This is a genomic window from Roseateles sp. DAIF2, from assembly GCF_015624425.1.
Lineage (GTDB): Bacteria > Pseudomonadota > Gammaproteobacteria > Burkholderiales > Burkholderiaceae_C > Kinneretia.
In genome coordinates this window covers 2,149,267-2,167,610 of the sequence record NZ_CP049919.1, presented here as the reverse complement: position 1 = coordinate 2,167,610, position 18,344 = coordinate 2,149,267, and the positions used below count along the sequence as shown (strand labels likewise).

Below are 18,344 nucleotides of genomic sequence, written 5' to 3'. Positions count from 1 at the left end.
CCGACATCGCAGGATTGAGAATCATTCCCGCATCAAGTCGAACCCGTGGATCGGGTCGGGCTTGGTTTAAGGCCGGTAGCCCTTCAGCACATCGTCGATGACGATCTGCAGCGAGCTGACGCTGGCGGCCGTGATGTACCAGGCATCGGCGTCGACGAAGACCACGCGGCCGTTCTTCCAGGCCTTGGTCTGGCGCAGCAGCGGGTTGCCCATGCGCTCGGCATTCATCACCGCTCGGCGCTCCATCACGGCCGTGCGGTCGACCACGTAGAGGATGTCGGGATCGGCCTGCTGGATGAACTCGCTGGAGATCGGCTGGCCATGCAGGCTGGCCTCGGCGGCGCTGCTGGCCGGCTTGACGCCCAACGCGTCGAACACGAAGCCGTAGCGCGAGCGCACCCCGAAGGAGCTGAAGGCGCCGTTGTTGTGCAGCACGATCAGGGCCTTCTCGGGCCGCCCCTCGGTCACGCCGCGGGCCTGCGCCACCTTGGCGTCGAGCTCGGCGGCCTTGCGCTCGGCCAGCGCCTCCTTGCCGAAGATGCGGCCCAGGGTCAGCAGATGGCTCTTCACCGCGGCGATATGGCCCTGCTGGCTGTTCCTGAAATCCACGTCGAAATGCAGGGTCGGCGCGATCTCGCTCAGCTCCTGGTAATGGCTGGCCTGGATCGGCGTCATCAGCACCAGATCGGGCTTGAGCGCATGCACGCGCTCCACATTCGGCTGGACGATGGCGCCCAGGTCCTGCACCTCGGCGGCTTCCTTGTAGCGGGCCAGGAAATGCGGCACGTAGTCCTTGGCCATGCCGGCGATCGGCACGCCGAGCTGGTCCAGGAAATCGGCCTCGTTCATGTCCAGCACCGCGACCCGCTGCGGGCGCTGCGCGATCACGGTGCGGCCCAGCTGGTGCTCGATGGTGATGGGCGCGGCCAGCGCCGTGGCGGCCTGCCGGGACGACTCGGCCGTCTGCTGGCCGCAGCCTTGCAGCAGCAGCAAGCTCGCCGCCGCACTGGCCAGGAACAGGCTGCAGCGCCTGCGCTTGGGATTCATGAGGTTCATGCTCCTTGAGGGTTGAAGTAGTTGCACAGCCAGGCGCGCTCGCTGCGCAGGATCTCGAAGTCCAGCTCGTACAGATCGGCCAAGCTCGGCTCGGTCAAGACATGCTCGGCCGGGCCGCTGAAGCGCAGCGCCCCGCCCTTCAGTGCGACGATGTGGTCGGAGTAGTTGGCGGCGAAGTTGATGTCGTGGATCACCAGCACCACGGTGCGGCCCTGCTCGTCGCACAGGCGGCGCAGCGCGCGCATGATCTGCACCGCATGCTTCATGTCGAGGTTGTTCAGCGGCTCGTCCAACAGCAGCACCGGGGTCTGCTGCGCGATGGTCATCGCCAGGAAGGCCATCTGGCGCTGGCCGCCGCTGAGCTCGTCGAGATAGGCGCGCCGCAACGGCGCCAGCCCCAGGAAGTCCAGGGCCGCGTCGATCGCTTGATGGTCCTCGGCGCCCAGCCGGCCCCGCCCATGCGGGAAACGGCCGAAGGCGACCAGCTCCTCCACCGTCAGGCGCAGGCTAAAACCCGGCGACTGGCGCAGGGTCGCGACCTGGCGCGCATAGTCGGCCACCGCGATATCCGCGACCGGGCGGCCTTCCAGCAGGATCTCGCCGCTGCTGGGCTGCAGCAGCCGCGCCATCAGCATCAGCAGGGTCGACTTGCCGGCGCCATTGGGCCCGATCAGCGAGCTGACGCGCCCGGCCGGGAACTCGGCGTCGACGCCGGACAGCACCGAGCGGCCTCCATAGCTCTTGCTCAGCTGGCGGACGGTGATCATGCGGCGCTCCCTCGGGCACGGACCGTCAGCGCGAGAAAGTACGCGCCGCACACCAGATTGATCAGGATGCCGACGGTGGTCTTGTAGTTGAAGACATGCTCAACCAGCAGCTGAGCGACGATGAAGATCGCGATCGCGACCGCGCAGGCCAGCGGCAGGGTGACGCGGTGCCGGCTGCTGCCGGCCAGCGCATAGGCGATATGCGCGACGAAGATGCCCATGAAGGCCGTCGGCCCGATCAGGCTGGTGGAGACCGCGACCAGGATCGCGATCAGCGCCAGCAGGAAACGCATCTGCCGGCCATGCTCGACCCCCAGCGACTGCGCCTGTTCGGGCCCCAGCGCCAGCACGTCCAGCACCGGCAGCGTCTTGCGCGCCAGCAGGCACACCGCCGCGAGCGCCAGCGCTGCATAGAGCAGGGTCTCGGGCCGCACCCGGTTGAAGGAGGTGTTGCTCAGATGCTCCAGCACCGCGAACTCGCCGGGGCTGATGCGCAGCTGGATGAACTGCGTGGCGGTGCCGATCATCATCGTCAGCACCAGGCCGAGCAGCAGCAGCCGGTAGACATCGCTCCCGCCATCACCCAGCAGCCAGCGCTGCAAGGCCCACGAATAGCCCAGCATCAGCAGCAGCGCGACCAGGAAGCCGCCGCTCGCGCCCAGCAGGGCCGGCCCATGCGTGCCCAGCAGCAGCAGGAGCAGCGACTGCCACAGCAGGTAGACCGCCTCGTAGCCCATCACCGCCGGCGTCAGGATGCGGTTGTTGACCAGGGTCTGGAACACGATGGCCGACAACGCGACGCAGACGCCGCCGACCCCGATGGCCGCCAGCCGCAGCAGCCGCTTCGGGATCACATAGCCGAAGTCCAGCCCCGAGCCGGCGAACACGAAGACCAGCGCCAGTATCACGAGCACCGGCAGCGCCGCCCGGCGCACGATCGAGCCACGCATCGTCATCATCAACGCAGCCCCCGCAGGATCAGCAGCAGGAACAGCAGGCCCCCGACGCCGCCGGCGGTCAGGCCGATCGGCACCTCGAACGGGTAGATCAGCAGCCGCCCGGCGATGTCGCAGGCCAGCAGCAGGCTGGCCCCGCCCAGCGCGACGATCGGCAGGGTGCGGCTCAGGTTCTCGCCATAGCGCAGCGCGACCAGGTTCGGCACCACCAGCCCGACGAAGGGAATCGCCCCGACCGTGATGACCGTGGCCGCCACCGTCACCGCCACCAGCAGCAGGCCCAGGGCGGCGGTGGCCGCATAGCCCAGCCCCAGGCTGGTGGCCATGTCCTCGCCCATGCCCAGCAGGGTGAAGCGATGCGCATACAGATAGCTCAGCGCCACCACCGGCAGGATCAGGTAGATGATCTCGTAATGGCCCTGCACGACCTTGGAGAAGTCGCCCAGCAGCCAGCCGCGCATGCTCTGCAGGATGTTGTGCTGGTAGGCGTAGAACTCGGCCAGCGCGCTCAGCACGCTGCCATAGGTCAGGCCGATCACCGGCACCAGCACCGTGTTGCGAAAGCGGATGCGGCGGATGATGGCGACGAACAGCAGGCTGGCGGCCAGGCAGAAGGCCAGCGCGAACAGCATCCGCGCCAGCGTGCCCGCGGCCGGCAACCAGGTCAGCGAGACCAGGATGCCGAGCTTGGCCGCATCCAGCCCGCCCGAGGTGCCGGCCTCGACGAAACGGTTGCGCACGATGTGCTGCAGGATCACGCCGCAGACCGCCAGGCCCACGCCGCTCAGCACCAGCGCCGCCAGGCGCGGCAGGCGGCTGGCCGTCAGGGTCAGCCAGGCATCGCCCGACCCGCTGCTCAGCGCCTGCGACCAGGCGATCTGCCGCGCGCCGATCAGCAGCGAGGCGGCGCAGAGCAGCAGGAACAGGCACAGCAGCCGTGCACGCATCAGCGGGACGCCTCGCCGGCATCGCTGGCAATGCGCCAGCCCTTGGCCGCGCGGCGCTGCGCGAGGAAGCGCGCATAGGGCCCCGGCTGCGCGCGCAGCGCGGCGGGCGCACCCCGCTCGACCACCCGGCCGCCCTCCAGCACCACGATCTGGTCGGCCATCGCCACCGTCGAGAGCTGGTGCGCGATCACGATCAGGGTGCGCCGCCCGCGCAGCCGCGCCAGGGTCTCGGCGATGGCCGCCTGGTTCTCGGCATCCAGCGCGGCGGTGGCCTCGTCGACCAGCAGGATCGGCGCATCCTTGATCAGCGCACGGGCGATCGCGATGCGCTGGCGCTCGCCGCCCGACAGCCGCGCACCGCCCTCCCCGACCGGGGTGGCCAGACCCTGCGGCAGGCGCTCGATGATCTCCGTCACACCGGCCTGCCGCGCTGCCTCCAGCAGCTCGGCATCGCTGGCGCCCGGCTTGCCGACGCGGATGTTGTCGGCAATGCTGCCCGCGAACAGATAGCTGTCCTGGAAGATCTGCGCGATCTGGCCGCTCAGCCCCGCCTGGGACAGCTGCCGCACGTCGACGCCGCCGACGCGCACGCGGCCCTGCCCCACATCGAAGAAGCGGGCGATCAACCGCATCAGCGTGGTCTTGCCCGAGCCGGATGCGCCGACCAGCGCGGTCATGCTGCCCGGCTCGACGCGCAGGCTCACGCCGCGCAGCACCGCGGGCTCATCCGGCGCATAGCCGAAATGAACATCGCTCAGCTCGACCGAGGCGTCGCGCGGCGCCTGCGGCACGGCCGGCTCCGGCAGCGGCTCGACGGCCAGCAACTCCTGCACGGCATCGAGCTGGCCGCGCGCGCCGCGCAGCACCTCGCCATAGCCGACCACCTCCAGCAGCGGGTCGACATAGCGACACACCAGCAGCAGCGCGACCAGGCTGCCGACCAGCTCGCCCGCCGCCAGGCCGCCGCCCAGTTGCCGGTTCAGCCCCAGCGCCGCCGCGATCAGCAGGGCCGCGAACATGGCCTGCACGGCCCAGGCATTGAGCACCGCCGACAGGGCCGAGAGCCAGATCAGGCGCGCGCCGGCGCGGCGCTGCCCCTCGATCGCCTGCTCGAGGAAGCGCGTGCCGCCGCCCTCGCCGTTGAAGGCGCGCAGCATGGCCTGGGCCTGGGCGAACTCCAGCATGCGCCGGCTCGCGTTGGCGAAGTTGCGCTGGAAGGCCGCATCGGCGCGCCGCGACAACCCGGCCGAGAGCCGGGAGATGCCGGCCAGCAGCGGCAGCGCCGCCAGCGCGATCAGGCCGAGCCGCCAGTCCAGCAGGCACAGCACCAGGGCCAGGACCAGCGGCGCCACCAGGCCGCCGATGACCGGCGTGAACACATGCGCGGGCAGCTGGGCCAGGCTCATCATGCCCTGCGTGACCACATGGCCCAGCCGCGCGGTATTGGCGGGCGTGAACCAGCCGATCGGCAGGCGCAGGACATGCTCGCCCAGGCGGTGGCGCGCGCCCTGCAGGACCGTGAGCCCGACGCGCACGCCGGCCCGCTCGACCCGATGCCGCCAGGCCCAGCAGGCCAGCACGCCGGCCAGCAGCACGGCCAGCCAGCGCGCGGCGCCGTCGATGTCGCCGGCCAGCAGCCGGCCGAGCACCGGCACCAGGGTGGCGGTCGTCAGCCCGCCCAGCAGGCCCAGCAGCGCGGCCATCGCCACATAGCGGCGCAGGCCGGACGCGTCCTCGCCCAGCAACCGGCCCAGGGTCTTGATCATGGCCATCAGCATGTCGTCGTCTCCGCGCTGGATTCGACATGGCCGCCCAGCGACCACAGGCGCGCGTAGCGGCCGCGCAGCGCCAGCAGCTCCGCATGCCGGCCCTGCTCGACGATCCGGCCCGCCTCGAGCACGAGGATGCGGTCGGCCCGGCGCACCGTGTCGAGCCGGTGCGCGACGACCAGCAGGCTGCGACCGCGCGCAAAGCGCGCCAGCGCCTCCTGGATCGCCAGCTCATTGCCGGCATCGGCGGCGGCGGTCGCCTCGTCCAGCACCAGCACCGGTGGATCCAGCAGCATGGCGCGCGCGATGCTGACCCGCTGCCGCTCGCCGCCGGAGAGCTGCGCGTCCTCGCCGACCACCGAGTCGTAGCCGCGCGGCAGGGCCAGAATGCGTTCATGGATGTTCGCGGCGCGCGCCGCGGCCTCGATCTCCCGCTGGCTGGCCCGGGGCCGGCCCAGCGCGATGTTGTCGCGCAGGCTGGCGTGGATCAGCTGCACCTCCTGCAGCACGAAGCCCACATGCCGGTACAGGGTCGAGCTCTCGAGCCGCCGCAGGTCCACGCCGCCGAGCGTGATGCGGCCCGCGTCGGGATCGAAGAAGCGCAGCAGCAGCCGCGCCAGGGTCGACTTGCCCGCACCCGACGGGCCGACGATCGCGGTGACCGTGCCCGGCTCGAGCGTGAAGCTGATGTCGGACAGCGCCCGCTGCTGCTCCGCGCCATAGGCATAGCTGACGTTCTCGAAGCGCAGCTCCGAGCCCGCGGGCGCCTGCGCCTGGCCGGCGGCCGGCGGCGCCAGCAGCGGCGTTTCCAGCAGCGCCAGCACGCGCTGGGCGGCGCCGGTCGCGCTGCCCAGATCGTGCAGCAGGGTGTGCAGCAGCAGCAGCGGCGCGCAGATGCCCGGCGCCACCAGCGCAAAGGGCAGCACATCGACGGCCGTCATCCAGCCCATGGCCGTGAACCAGGTACCGAACAGCAGCACCAGGCCCAGCACCGTGACCGGCGCGATCATCGCGTGGGCATGGGCCATCGGCCCCACCAGGGAGCGGGTGAAGCCGACGAAGGCGCGGGCGAAGGCATCGACGGCGTCCCGGTAGCCCTCGTGCGAGCGGCCACCGCCGCCGAAGGCCTTCAGCACCGGCAGGCCGTTGACGAACTCGGCGGTCGCGCTATTGATGCGCCCGAGTCCGGCGACCAGCTCGGGCATATTGGCCGCGCCGGCGCGCATGGCGCGGCGCAGGAACAGGAAGAAGCCCGGGAAGGGCAGCAATGCGACAATCGCCAGGCGCCAGTCCAGCGCGAACAGATAGAGCACCGAGATCAGGATGGCCCCGGCGGCCCGCCCCACCGCGGTGTAGAAATGCGCGCTCAGGCCATGCAGGGTCGCGATGTCGTCCTGCAGCGCCTGCTTGACCTCCCCCGAGGTGCGGCCGGTGAACCAGCCCAGCGGTACCTGGGCCAGGCGCCGCGCGGCGCTCAGGCGCAGCTGGTGGGTCAGGTGGTTGTCGGCCAGATGGGCCACCAGTTCGCCGGCCGACACCAGGGCCATGCCGACCAAGACACTCACCACGCTCCAGATGACCGCCCACCAGATCTCGTCGCCCTGCGCCACCGCGGCGATGCCGGCCTCGCCGAGCACGATCTGCGCGATGTACAGGATGCCGGCCAGCGGCAGCAGGGTCAGCATGGTGCCGAGCGCCGCCAGCGCGGCTGCCACGGCCAGCCGCCCGCGTATCGGTTTCAATACCCGGCCGATCGGGCAGGGTCCCTGGGGCTCGGCCGTGGCCGTGTCGCGAGAACTCATGAGAACAAGAAAACCTGCAAGGACGCTGAAGATCGGGGTCGATTCGCCCCTGTCTCGCGAACGGATAGGCCATCGGCATGGGCCGTGGAGCGCTATCGGGAATCGAAACGCGAATTAGTTTCATGACTATAAACTAATTCAGAAAAGCACGACCGCAAGACCGTAGTCAAGGAACGGGAACCAGCCATGCCCTCGTCACCATCCGCACCCGCGGCGCGCGGGCGCCCGCGCAGCATCACGCGCGAGCGCATCGTCGATGCCGGCCTCGCGATCGGCCTGCCGAAGCTCACCTTCGTCGGCGTCGCCGCGGCGCTCGGGGTCAGCCATATGGCGCTGTACAAGCATGTGCCCAGCCTCGAGGCGCTGAAGCGCCTGATCGCCGAGGAGGTGTTCAGCCGCTGGGAGCTGCCGCAGGGCGGTGATGCCGGGCCGCGCGAGCTGGAGCCCTATCTGCATCTGTTCGTCGCCTCGCTGCGGGACATGGTCAAGGCGAATCCAGGGCTGACGCCCTACCTGATCCGCCGTTCGGCGGCGACCCAGCCGATGATCGCCAAGATCGATCACCACCAGAGCCTGATCGCGCAGGCCTACGGCATTTCCAAGGAGCAGGCGCGCTGGCTGCTCGCAACGCTGGCCTTCCATTGCATCGCGGTGGCCGACACGGTGTATTCGGTCTCGGGCCTGGGCTTGGAGCTGGAGTCCGAGCGCGCGGCCGAGGCGGCCGAGATCGAGAGCGAGTTCGCCCAGGGCATGCACATCCTGATCGTCGGCGCGCTGGCCGTGCTGAAGAGCGGCCCCGGTGCGGGGCGCTGAAAGCAAAAAGCCCGGCGGCTCATCGAGCGACCGGGCTTTTGAACTAACTGTCTACCGTATTTGGTAGGCGCGATTGGATTCGAACCAACGACCCCCACCATGTCAAGGTGGTGCTCTAACCAACTGAGCTACGCGCCTGGAATTTTGTGCTGCCAAGCCCCTCGCAAGACCTGTCCATCGCAGCTTTTCTCTTCAGGCCATTTAAAAACCCCAAACAAGCTTGGCTTGCATGGGGCCAGACATCTACCAACAAATTTGGTAGGCGCGATTGGATTCGAACCAACGACCCCCACCATGTCAAGGTGGTGCTCTAACCAACTGAGCTACGCGCCTGAAGAGCTTTGCAGTATAGCGCGAAAATGACAGACTTCAAAACATCTTGCGGGATTTGACGCGCGCTACTTGCGTCGCGCGCCGCGCACGCCGCCGATCTGCGCGACGCTGCGCAGCACCTGGGCCAGCCGCGCCGAGTCGGCCACCTCGACGGTGAAGCTCATCCAGGCGGTATCGCCCTTCACCACCTTGACCGACTGGGTGTTGACCGCGGTGACGTTCATCTTCTCCTTCGCGAACACCTCGAGGATGTCACGCAGCAGGCCCTGGCGATCGTTGCTCTCGACGATCACGTCGACCGGATAGACCGCGCCTTTCTCCGGCGCTTCACCCCAGGCCACCGCGATCACGCGCTCCGGCGCGCTGCGGCTCATCTCGCGGAAGTTGCTGCAGTCGACGCGATGGATCGCCACGCCCTTGCCGCGCGTGACATAGCCGCCGATGCCGTCCGGCGGCGCGGGGCGGCAGCAGCGCGCCAGGCTGGTCAGCAGCGAATCGACGCCGACCACCAGCACGCCACCGCGCGGCGTGCCGCCGCCGGCCGCGGCGCCGCCCTTGGTGCGGCGCTGCGCCAGCAGTTCGTCCTCGTTGATCTCGGGCGGCGGCGGGCGCAGCAGGTTCTCGATATTGCGCAGCGAATACTCGTCCTTGCCGACCACCTCGAACAGCGCGTCCGCATTCTTGAAGCCCAGGCGCGCGGCCAGATCCTCCAGCTTAACGGCGGTCTTGCCCTCGCGCTGCAGCAGCTTCTCGACCAGCTCGCGGCCCTTGGCGATGGTCTGGGCCTGCACCTGGGCGTTGAACCAGGCGCGCACCTTGGCGCGCGCGCGCTGGCTCTGCAGATAGCCGAGCTCGGTGTTGAGCCAGTCCAGCGAGGGCCCGCCCTCCTTCAGCGCCGTGATCTCGACCGTCTGGCCGTTCTGCAGGCGGGTGTTCAGCGGCACCATCTGGCCGTCGACCTTGGCGCCGCGGCAGCGGTGGCCCAGGTCGGTGTGCAGGGTGTAGGCGAAGTCGATCGGCGTCGCATCCTTGCAGAGCTCGACCACCGAAGCCTGCGGCGTGAACACATAGATGCGCTCGTCGAACACCGCGTCGTCGCCCTCGGCGCCGCTCTCGGCGAAGTCGCGCTCCCAGGCCAGCAGCTGGCGCAGCACCGCCTTGCGCGCGGCCGCCACCTGCTCCTCGAAATCACCCGCGGCCACGACGCCGGCATAGCCGCGCGCGCCCGCCTCCTTGTAGGCCCAATGCGCGGCCACACCATGCTCGGCATGCTCGTGCATCGCGCGCGTGCGGATCTGCACCTCCATGGTCCGCTCGTCGGGGCCGATCACCACCGTGTGCAGGCTCTGGTAGCCGTTGGCCTTGGGCCGCGCGATGTAGTCGTCAAACTCGCCGGCCACCGGCGCGTAGAGCTCATGCAGGCGGCTCAAGCAGGCATAGCAGTCGGCCACCTCGGGCACGATCACGCGCAGCGCGCGCAGGTCGAACACCTGCTCCAGCGCCAGCCCCTTGCCCTGCATCTTCTTCCAGATGCTGTAGAGATGCTTGGGCCGGCCCTGCACCTCGGCCTGCAGGCCATGGGCGCGCAGATCGGCCTCCAGGCCGGAGCGCACCGCCTCGACGCGCAGCTCGCGCTCGACGCGCTTCTCGTGCAGCGCGCGCGCCAGCTCCTTGTAGGCCTCGGGCTGCAGGAAGCGGAAGGACAGATCCTCCAGCTCCCACTTGATCTGCCAGATGCCCAGCCGGTTCGCCAGCGGCGCGAACACCTGCTGCGACTCGGCCGCGATCGCGCGCGGGCAGGCGGTCTTGCTGGCGGCGAAGAAGCGCAGGGTCTGCAGCCGCGAGGCCAGGCGCAGCAGCACCACGCGCAGGTCGCTCGAGAAGGCCAGCAGCATCTTGCGCACCCGCTCGGTCTGCTGCTGGCGCAGCTCGGCCGCGGCCTTGCCAGCCAACTCGGTCAGCGCCTGCGCCTCGCGCGCGGCGCGCTGGATCTGCACCAGCTTGCGGGTATGCGACACCAGGCTGGCATAGCTGTCACCGAAGGCCTTGGCGACGATCTCCTCGGGCTTGTTCAGGTAGTCGCCGGCATAGACCAGGTAGGAGGCGGCCTGCATCGCCGGCGCCGCGCCGATGCCGGCCAGGATCGCGGCCACGCCATCGGCATGGGCCAGCGCCTCCTCGCCGGTGTCCAGCGGCTGGCCGGACAGCAGCGGCTCGGCAAAGGCGCGCGCGCGCGCCACCTGCTCCACGCCGCCCTGCAGATCCTTGTCGGCCAGCGCGACGATTGCGGCGGCCTGCTCGCCCGTCAGGGGCAATCCTGTCTTCATCGGAACATCAACAGCAACAACTACTTCAGAAAATGGCGCACGACCTCGACCTGCTCCGGCGCCACCAGGGTCGGCGCATGGCCGACGCCGGCGAACTCGTGCAGCAGGGCGCGCGGGCCGCGCTGCGTCATCGCCTCGGCGGTCGCACGCGACAGCAGGTCGGACTCGGCGCCGCGCAGCAGCAGGGTCGGGCAGTTCAGCGCGTCATAGGCATGCCACAGGGCCGCCTCGCCGGCAGCGGCCAGCTCTGGCGTCAGCGCCGCGAAGGGCGCGGCGATCGCCGGATCGTAGTGCAGGCGCACGCCGCCCTCGGCCGGCACGAACATCGGCCGCGACAGCGCCAGCCAGTCGGCGTCGCTGTGCGGGCCGAAGCCGGCCGAGATCTCGCGCAGATGGGCCGCGCCCTCGGCCATGTCGGCGAACCGCATGCGCCGGCCCAGATAGCTGCCGATGCGCTGCAGCGCCGGGTACTCGATCGCCGGCCCCACATCGTTGAGCACCAGGCGCGCAACCGGGCTGTGCGGCAGCGCCGCCAGGCCCAGACCGATCAGCCCGCCCATCGAGGTGCCGACCCAGTCGACCCGCTCGACATCCAGCCGCGCCAGCAGGGTCACCATGTCCGCCACATAGATCGGCACCTGGTACAGCGCCGGATCGGGCCGCCAGTCGGAGCGGCCACGGCCCATCACGTCCGGGCAGATCACCCGGTAGCGCCCGGCCAGCGCGCGCGCCAGGGCGTCGAAGTCGCGCCCCTGGCGCGACAGGCCATGCACGCAGACCAGCACGCGCGGGTTGGCGCGCTCGCCCCATTCCCAGTAGGCCATGCGGTGCAGGCCGGAGGCGCTCAGGCATTGCACATGATGGAGCCGCGGTTCAGACATTGTTTTTTGTATCCTTCACACCCATCCTAACAACCCTCGGGGGTTCTCATGTTGTTGAAAGGAAAGACGGCCCTGGTGACCGGCTCCACCAGCGGTATCGGTCTGGGCATCGCGCTGTCGCTGGCGCGCCAGGGCGCCGACATCGTGCTGAATGGCTTCGGCGACGCCGAGGGCCCCAAGGCCGAGGTCGCCGCGCTCGGGGTCAAGGTGGGCTATCACGGCGCCGACATGAGCCAGCCGGCCGAGATCGAGGCCATGATGGCCTATGTCGAACAGGACTTCGGTGGCTGCGACATCCTGGTCAACAACGCCGGCATCCAGCATGTGGCGCCGGTCGATGCCTTCCCGGTCGAGCGCTGGGACGCGATCATCGCGATCAACCTCAGCTCGGCCTTCCACACCACCCGCCTGGCCCTGCCGGGCATGAAGAAAAAGGGCTGGGGCCGGGTGCTGAACATCGCCTCGGTGCATGGCCTGGTGGCCTCGGCCGAGAAGTCGGCCTATGTGGCGGCCAAGCATGGCCTGGTCGGCTTCACCAAGACGGTGGCGCTGGAGACCGCCACCACCGGCGTGACGGTCAATGCGATCTGCCCCGGCTGGGTACTGACCCCGCTGGTGCAGAAGCAGGTGGACGCGCGCGCCGCGGCCGGCGGCATCAGCAACGAGGAAGCCAAGAAGCAGCTACTGGCCGAGAAGCAGCCCTCGCTGCAGTTCACGACGCCGGAGCAGCTGGGTGAGCTGAGCGTGTTCCTGTGCTCGGACGCCGCCAGCAATGTGCGCGGCCAGGCCTGGGCCTTAGATGGCGGCTGGACGGCGCAGTAGCGAGCCCCTCGTCCGGCGGGTACGCCGGCCGATCCCCCAAGGGGATGGCGGGCCGGCTTGGGGCGGCCCGGCGCTCGGCCCGCGGCGCCGCCCCGACTCGCCGAAGTGCTTACTTGGTCATCACGACCACGCCATTGACGGTCACGCTGACCGCTTCCTTGCCGGCCTCGACCGGCAGGGCCTCGTCCATAGCCCCCGCGGCCTTCATGCGCATCATCGGCGCGGCCATCGGCACCGGACCGCCGCCCTCGGAGGTGTTCACGCTGACCTCGCCGATCTGGTAGCCGGTGAAGCCGAACTGGCGCGCATAGTCGGCAGCGCGTGCCTTGTAGCGCGCGATCGCCTGCGACACCACCTCGCCCTCGACCTTCTCGCGCGCCTCGCGCGACAGGCTGTAGCCGACGCGGGCGATGCTCAGGGTCTTGATGCGGCCGGTCAGCTGCGCGATCGCGGCCGTGTCCTTGCCTTCCACCACCAGCTCGGCCGTGCCCTGCCAGCCGCTGATCGAACCGCCCTTGGGCGCATAGCGCGGGTAGAGCGAGAAGTTGCCGGTCTGCACCTCGACCTGGCCGGGCTTGGCGATCTTGCGCGCCTCGGCCAGCGCGGCGTCCAGCGCCTGCTTGAGCTGGCTCTGCACGGTGGCGGCATCGCTGCCCTCGCGCGTGGTCGAGAACACCACGCCCAGCGTGTCGCGCGTCACCTCCTGCACGGCGGTGGCGCTGAGGTTCAGCGCATCCTTGCGCGGCGCACCGTTCGCCTGGGCCGCGGCGGCGGCCCCCAGCAAGGCCAAGGCAACAAAAGTCTCGATTCGCTTCATGGTTCTCCCTTCAATCATCAAAGCGGGCCAGAGCTTAATGCCCCATTCCGCCATGCCGTTGACGAGGAAACATCCTTTCACAATCCCACTGACCAAACATGTAACAGCGGCGGAAAGCCCTGCAAAATGCCGTTGTTACATATTCAGGAGTGGCCATGAACAGCACGACCAACACCCGTCCGAACCGCGTCCTGGTGGTGGATGACGACGCCCGCATCCGCGACCTGCTGCGCCGTTATCTGACCCAGGAAGGCTTCGAGGTGCTGCTGGCCGAGGACGGCAAGGCCTTGAACAAGCAGCTGACCCGCGAGACCGTCGACCTGATGGTGCTGGACCTGATGCTGCCCGGCGAGGACGGCCTGTCCATCTGCCGCCGCCTGCGCGCCGCCAACGACAACACGCCGATCATCATGCTGACCGCCAAGGTCGAGGAAGTGGACCGCATCGTCGGCCTGGAGGTCGGCGCCGACGACTACCTGGCCAAGCCCTTCAACCCGCGCGAGCTGCTGGCCCGCATCAATGCGGTGCTGCGCCGCCGCCCGGCGATGGAAGCGCCCGGCGCACCGTCCAAGGAGCCGATGACCGTGACCTTCGGCCCCTTCGAGTTCGACCTGGCGATGCGCCGGCTCTCGAAGAACGGCGAGCAGCTGCCGCTGACCACCGGCGAGTTCTCGATGCTGAAGGCCCTGGTGCGCCATCCGCGCCAGCCGCTCTCCCGCGACAAGCTGGCCCAGCTGGCGCGCGGCCGCGAGTTCGAGCCCTTCGACCGCAGCCTGGACGTGCAGATCTCGCGTCTGCGCAAGCTGCTGGAGGCCGACCCGGCCCAGCCCCGTTTCATCCAGACCGTGTGGGGCGTGGGCTACGTCTTCGTGCCTGACGACGCCGTCTGATGTCGCGCCCGCAGCTGGCGCTGAACCTGTTCTGGCGCACCTTCGCCCTGCTGGCCCTGCTGCTGGTGGGCGCGGTGCTGGCCTGGCAGCAGACCTTCAAGGCGCTGGAGGCCGAACCGCGCGCGATGGAGGCCGCCCAGCAGCTGGCCGGCCTGGTGAACCTGAGCCGCTCCGCGCTGGCCAATGCCGATGCGATCGGCCGCGTCGCGGTGATCAGCTCGCTGTCCAGCAGCGAGACCGTGCAGGTGCGGGTGGCCGAGCTGCACGACCGCTGGCTGGCCTATGAGGACGACCCCTTCTCGCGCCGCCTGGCGGCCGAGCTGCGCGGCCGGCTCGGGCCGGACACGGTGGTGGCGCGGCGGGTGAACGGCGAGTCCGGCCTGTGGGTGCGTTTCGGCATCGAGCGCGACGCCTTCTGGCTGCAGACCAGCCCGGCGCCGCTGACCATTACGACCGCCAGCGCCAACTGGTGGTGGATCGGCATCGCGCTGATCGCCACCGTGCTCGGCTCGGCCACGATCGCGCGCCTGATCAACCAGCCGCTGCGCGAGCTGGCCGATGCGGCCGGCCGCATCCGCGAGGGCGAGTACGACTCGCGACTGGACGAGAGCACGCTGACCAGCGAGATCCGCGAGGTCAATATGGGCTTCAACCGCATGGCGCGCGAGCTGGCCAAGATGGAGGAGGACCGCACCGTGATGCTGGCCGGCATCAGCCACGACCTGCGCACCCCGCTGGCGCGGCTGCGCCTGGAGGTGGAGATGAGCGTCAGCGACGAGCTGGCGCGCCAGTACATGGTGCAGGACATCGACCAGCTCGACGCCATCATCAACAAGTTCATGGACTACGCCCGGCCCAGCGAGCTGCAGCTGCAGCCGCTGCCGCTGGCCGAACTGGTCGAGCGCGAGGCCCAGGCCTTCCGCGACCCGACCCAGCTGCGCATCAGCACCCAGCTCAACAGCCATCTGCGCGTCTGGGCCGACGAGACCGAGCTGGGCCGCGTGCTGCTGAACATCTTCGAGAACGCGCGCCGCTACGGCCATGCGCCGGACGAGGCGGCCTGGGTCGAGGTGACGGCCGAGACGTCCGGCGGCTGGGTGGTGCTGCGCCTGCGCGACCATGGCCCCGGCGTGCCGCCCGACAAGCTGGCGCGCCTGACCACGCCCTTCTTCCGCGGCGACGCGGCGCGCACCGCCGCCACCGGCGCCGGCCTGGGCCTGGCGATCGTCGACAAGTCGATCCAGCGCATCGGTGGCCAGCTGGAGATGGCCAACGCCGAAGGTGGCGGCTTCGTCACCACCATCCGGCTGCAGAAGGCGAGCTGAGCGGGGCTACAGGGCCTCGAGCAGCACCACGGCGCGCGACTCGATCGCGCGCCCCTCGCCCACCGGGCCCATCTTCTCGGCCGTCTTGGCCTTCACATTGATGCGCGCGGCCTCGATGCCCAGCACCTCGGCCAGGCGCGCGCGCATCGCCGGGATATGCGGCGCCATCTTGGGCGCCTGCGCGATGATGGTCGAGTCCAGATTGGCGATCTGCCAGCCGGCCTCGCGCACGCGGCGGTAGGCCTCGGCCAGCAGCACCATCGAATCGGCGCCCTTGAACTCGGCCGCGGTGTCGGGGAAGAGCTTGCCGATATCGCCCAGCGCGGCGGCGCCCAGCAGCGCATCGGTGATCGCATGGGCCAGCGCGTCGGCATCGGAATGGCCCAGCAGGCCATGGCTGTGGGGGATCGTGATACCGCCAAGTATTAAGGGACGGTCGATGACCAGGGCGTGGGTGTCCCAGCCTTCGCCAATGCGTAACATAATGCGGGCCATTTTGGGGCGGCTCATGAAAAAGGGACGGTGAGCTTAGCGCGAGAACGCAGGAGTTGCGCGGCCCTTCGACATCGATCCAGAAGATTTCCACCCCGATGCCCATCCGGCCCCTCATCCGCGGCGCCTTGCTGTCGCTGCTGCTCGTTCTCGTGCCCTCGCTGACCCGCGCGCAGCCGGTGGAGCCGCCGCCCGACCGTCCGAAGATCGGCCTGGTGCTGTCCGGCGGCGGCGCGCGCGGCATTGCCCATATCGGCGTGCTGCGCACCCTGGAGCGGCTCAAGGTGCCGGTCGACATCGTGGTCGGCACCAGCATGGGTGCGCTGGTCGGCGGCGCCTATGCCTCGGGCCGCAGCGTCGAGGAGCTGCAGGCCTTCGTGCATGCGGCGGACTGGGAGTCGATCCTGGCCGACCGGCCGAACCGCCGCAGCCTCAGCTATGCGCGCCGCGAGGAGGACCAGTTGGTGCCCTCGCGCATCGAGATGGGCGTCAACCGGCGCGGCGCCACCCTGCCCCCGGCGGCCGCGGGCAACTCGGCGCTGGAGTACGCGCTGGAGCAGCTGGTCTCGCCGGCCAGCGCGGACCTGCCCAGCAACCGCCTGCCCCTGCCCTTTCGGGCACTGGCGACCGATCTGCTGAGCGGCGATCTGCAGCAGCTGGAGCAGGTGCCGCTGTTCCTAGCACTGCGTGCCTCGATGGCCGTGCCCGGGGTGTTCGCGCCGGTGCGGGTGGACGGCCGGCTGCTGGTGGACGGCGGCCTGGTGCGCAATCTGGGCATCGACGTCGCGCGCCAGCTGGGCGCCGACATCATCATCGCGGTCAATGCCGGCTCGCCGCTGCTGGAGGAGCAGGAGCTCAGCAGCGCGATCGGCGTGACCAACCAGATGCTGCAGATCCTGACCGAGCAGAACGTCGCCCGCTCGCTGCGCGAGCTGCGACCGAGCGATGTGCTGATCGACCCCCAGCTCGACAGCATGAGCTTCCTGGACTTCGGCCGGCGCGAGCAGGCGCTGGAAGTCGGCGAGCGCGCCGCGATGGCGGTGCAGGAGCGCCTGGCCCCGCTGGCCCTGCCGGAGACCCAATACCGCCAGCTCCGCCTGGCGCTGCGGCAGCGGCCGGCCGCCAGCCAGCCGGCCGTGGCGGCGCTACCGCTGGGCGAACTTCGGATCGAAGGCACCAAGCGCAGCAACCCCGAGGCGCTGAAGACCGAGCTGGGCCATCTGCTGGGGCTCAAGCCCGATGCGCCGACCACACAGCCCCAGATCGAGAAGGCCGCGACCGCGCTGCAGGGGCGCGGCGAGTTCGAGCGGGTCGACGTGCAGAGCAGCGAGCGCGCCGACGGCAAGCGCGACGTCACCCTGCGCGTCAGCGAGACCGACTGGGCCTTCAGCCGGCTGCGCATCGGGCTGGAGCTCTACAGCAACTTCGACGACGCGAATCGCTTCTCGCTGGTCGCCACCCACCATGCCAGCTGGCTGAACTCCTGGGGGGCCGAGCTGCGCTCCCTGCTGCGCATCGGCTCCAAGCGCGAACTGGGCGCCGAGCTGCGCCAGCCGCTGGGGCCGGGCTCGCCCTGGTATGCCGCGCTGCGCCTGAGTTCGCAGAGCAGCGACACCGACATCTTCGGCGATCACAATCTGCGCGTGGCCCGTCTGGCCTACAGCAACAGCACCAGCGAGCTGATCCTGGGCCGGCGCCTCGGCAACTGGGGCGATGTGCGCTTCGGCACGGTCGACCGCGAGGACCTGAACCGCCTGCGGGTGCCGCAGGACCCGGAGAACAAGCCGGCGCAGCAGCGCCAGGGCGTGTTCGGCCAGTTCCGCCTGGACAGCCTGGATTCGATGGCCTTCCCCAGCCGCGGCCAGCTGCTGGATGCGCGGGCGGAGATCCTCTACAAGCGCTCGACCGGCGACATCGGCCTGCAGTACGCCTTCGTCGGCATGAGCGCCTTCCAGTGGCGCAGCTGGGCCGGCCATCTCTATGCCGAGTTCGCCCATGCCAGCGACGACGACTCGCCGCGCCTGCTGGGCGGATTCCTGCGCCTGTCCGGCAGCCCGGACAATTCGATGCGCGGCTCCAATCTGGCGCTGGCGCGCCTGGTGATGGCCAAGCGCATCGGCCAGATGCCGCTGGGCCTGGGCCATGCGGTAAGGCTGGGCTTCTCGATCGAGACCGGCAATGTCACGCAGCGCGGCCACCCGATCAAGTCGGCGGAGCTGCGCCTGGCCGGCAGCGGCTTCCTGTCGATCGACACCCGCTTCGGCCCCTTCTACCTGGCCCTGGGCCATACCAAGGACCGCGGCGGCGCGCTCTATCTCTATCTCGGCCCCGTGTTCTGAGTCCCGCT

At 69.8% G+C, this 18,344-nt stretch carries 15 protein-coding genes and 2 tRNA genes; 5 read left to right on the top strand and 12 right to left on the bottom strand.

Annotated features, from left to right (window positions below):
- Positions 1-66: 66 nt before the first annotated feature.
- From G8A07_RS10055 to G8A07_RS10030, 6 genes are read right to left on the bottom strand one after another with little or no spacing between them, the layout of a single operon-like run.
- Positions 67-1,047, bottom strand: a complete 981-nt coding sequence (locus G8A07_RS10055) for a siderophore ABC transporter substrate-binding protein (protein WP_195796870.1) — start codon at positions 1,045-1,047, stop codon at positions 67-69.
- A gap of 5 nt (positions 1,048-1,052) precedes the next feature.
- Positions 1,053-1,823, bottom strand: coding sequence for an ABC transporter ATP-binding protein (locus tag G8A07_RS10050; protein WP_195796869.1), 771 nt, complete (start codon positions 1,821-1,823; stop codon positions 1,053-1,055).
- Positions 1,820-2,773, bottom strand: coding sequence for an iron chelate uptake ABC transporter family permease subunit (locus G8A07_RS10045; protein ID WP_195797696.1), 954 nt, complete (start codon positions 2,771-2,773; stop codon positions 1,820-1,822). The genes G8A07_RS10050 and G8A07_RS10045 overlap by 4 nt, the downstream gene beginning before the upstream one ends.
- An 8-nt stretch (positions 2,774-2,781) precedes the next feature.
- Positions 2,782-3,726 carry an ABC transporter permease gene (locus G8A07_RS10040; protein WP_195796868.1) on the bottom strand — a complete coding sequence of 315 codons (945 nt, stop codon included), beginning with the start codon at positions 3,724-3,726 and terminating at the stop codon, positions 2,782-2,784.
- Positions 3,726-5,492 (bottom strand): ABC transporter ATP-binding protein, encoded by a 1,767-nt coding sequence (locus G8A07_RS10035; protein WP_195797695.1) that lies wholly within the window; start codon positions 5,490-5,492, stop codon positions 3,726-3,728. Before G8A07_RS10035 ends, G8A07_RS10040 begins: the two co-directional genes overlap by 1 nt.
- Before the next feature lie 5 nt (positions 5,493-5,497).
- Entirely contained in the window at positions 5,498-7,297 is a 1,800-nt protein-coding gene (locus G8A07_RS10030; protein WP_195796867.1) for an ABC transporter ATP-binding protein, read from the bottom strand.
- 186 nt (positions 7,298-7,483) lie between these two features.
- On the opposite strand from G8A07_RS10030, the gene G8A07_RS10025 reads away from it, so the two are divergent.
- Complete coding sequence (locus tag G8A07_RS10025) at positions 7,484-8,110, top strand: TetR/AcrR family transcriptional regulator (RefSeq protein ID WP_195796866.1); 627 nt, start codon at positions 7,484-7,486, stop codon at positions 8,108-8,110.
- A 61-nt stretch (positions 8,111-8,171) separates the two neighbouring features.
- Here G8A07_RS10025 and G8A07_RS10020 read toward each other — a convergent pair.
- From G8A07_RS10020 to G8A07_RS10005, 4 genes are all read right to left on the bottom strand, one after another.
- Positions 8,172-8,248 (bottom strand) — tRNA-Val (locus G8A07_RS10020).
- A 118-nt stretch (positions 8,249-8,366) separates the two neighbouring features.
- Positions 8,367-8,443: transfer RNA gene (locus G8A07_RS10015), tRNA-Val, on the bottom strand.
- Positions 8,444-8,508: 65 nt separating this feature from the next.
- Positions 8,509-10,770, bottom strand: a complete 2,262-nt coding sequence (locus tag G8A07_RS10010) for a bifunctional (p)ppGpp synthetase/guanosine-3',5'-bis(diphosphate) 3'-pyrophosphohydrolase (protein ID WP_195796865.1) — start codon at positions 10,768-10,770, stop codon at positions 8,509-8,511.
- Between the two features lie 20 nt (positions 10,771-10,790).
- Positions 10,791-11,651 (bottom strand): alpha/beta fold hydrolase, encoded by an 861-nt coding sequence (locus G8A07_RS10005; protein ID WP_195796864.1) that lies wholly within the window; start codon positions 11,649-11,651, stop codon positions 10,791-10,793.
- Between the two features lie 48 nt (positions 11,652-11,699).
- Between G8A07_RS10005 and G8A07_RS10000 the strand changes: the two genes are divergently transcribed.
- Positions 11,700-12,473 carry a 3-hydroxybutyrate dehydrogenase gene (locus tag G8A07_RS10000; RefSeq protein WP_195796863.1) on the top strand — a complete coding sequence of 258 codons (774 nt, stop codon included), beginning with the start codon at positions 11,700-11,702 and terminating at the stop codon, positions 12,471-12,473.
- A gap of 109 nt (positions 12,474-12,582) precedes the next feature.
- Here the strand turns inward: G8A07_RS10000 and G8A07_RS09995 are convergent, their stop codons facing one another.
- The gene (locus G8A07_RS09995) at positions 12,583-13,290 is read right to left on the bottom strand and encodes an SIMPL domain-containing protein (RefSeq protein ID WP_195796862.1); all 708 of its coding nucleotides are present in this window, start codon (positions 13,288-13,290) and stop codon (positions 12,583-12,585) included.
- A gap of 155 nt (positions 13,291-13,445) precedes the next feature.
- Between G8A07_RS09995 and ompR the strand changes: the two genes are divergently transcribed.
- Both ompR and G8A07_RS09985 read left to right on the top strand, forming a co-directional pair.
- The gene (gene ompR, locus G8A07_RS09990) at positions 13,446-14,180 is read left to right on the top strand and encodes a two-component system response regulator OmpR (RefSeq protein ID WP_195796861.1); all 735 of its coding nucleotides are present in this window, start codon (positions 13,446-13,448) and stop codon (positions 14,178-14,180) included.
- Positions 14,180-15,505, top strand: a complete 1,326-nt coding sequence (locus G8A07_RS09985; RefSeq protein ID WP_195796860.1) for an ATP-binding protein — start codon at positions 14,180-14,182, stop codon at positions 15,503-15,505. The genes ompR and G8A07_RS09985 overlap by 1 nt, the downstream gene beginning before the upstream one ends.
- Positions 15,506-15,511: 6 nt before the next feature.
- Here the strand turns inward: G8A07_RS09985 and ispF are convergent, their stop codons facing one another.
- Complete coding sequence (ispF, locus tag G8A07_RS09980; protein ID WP_195796859.1) at positions 15,512-15,988, bottom strand: 2-C-methyl-D-erythritol 2,4-cyclodiphosphate synthase; 477 nt, start codon at positions 15,986-15,988, stop codon at positions 15,512-15,514.
- Between the two features lie 107 nt (positions 15,989-16,095).
- Here ispF and G8A07_RS09975 point away from each other — a divergent pair, with 107 nt between their 5' ends.
- Positions 16,096-18,336 (top strand): patatin-like phospholipase family protein, encoded by a 2,241-nt coding sequence (locus G8A07_RS09975; protein WP_195796858.1) that lies wholly within the window; start codon positions 16,096-16,098, stop codon positions 18,334-18,336.
- The last annotated feature ends 8 nt before the right edge of the window (positions 18,337-18,344 follow it).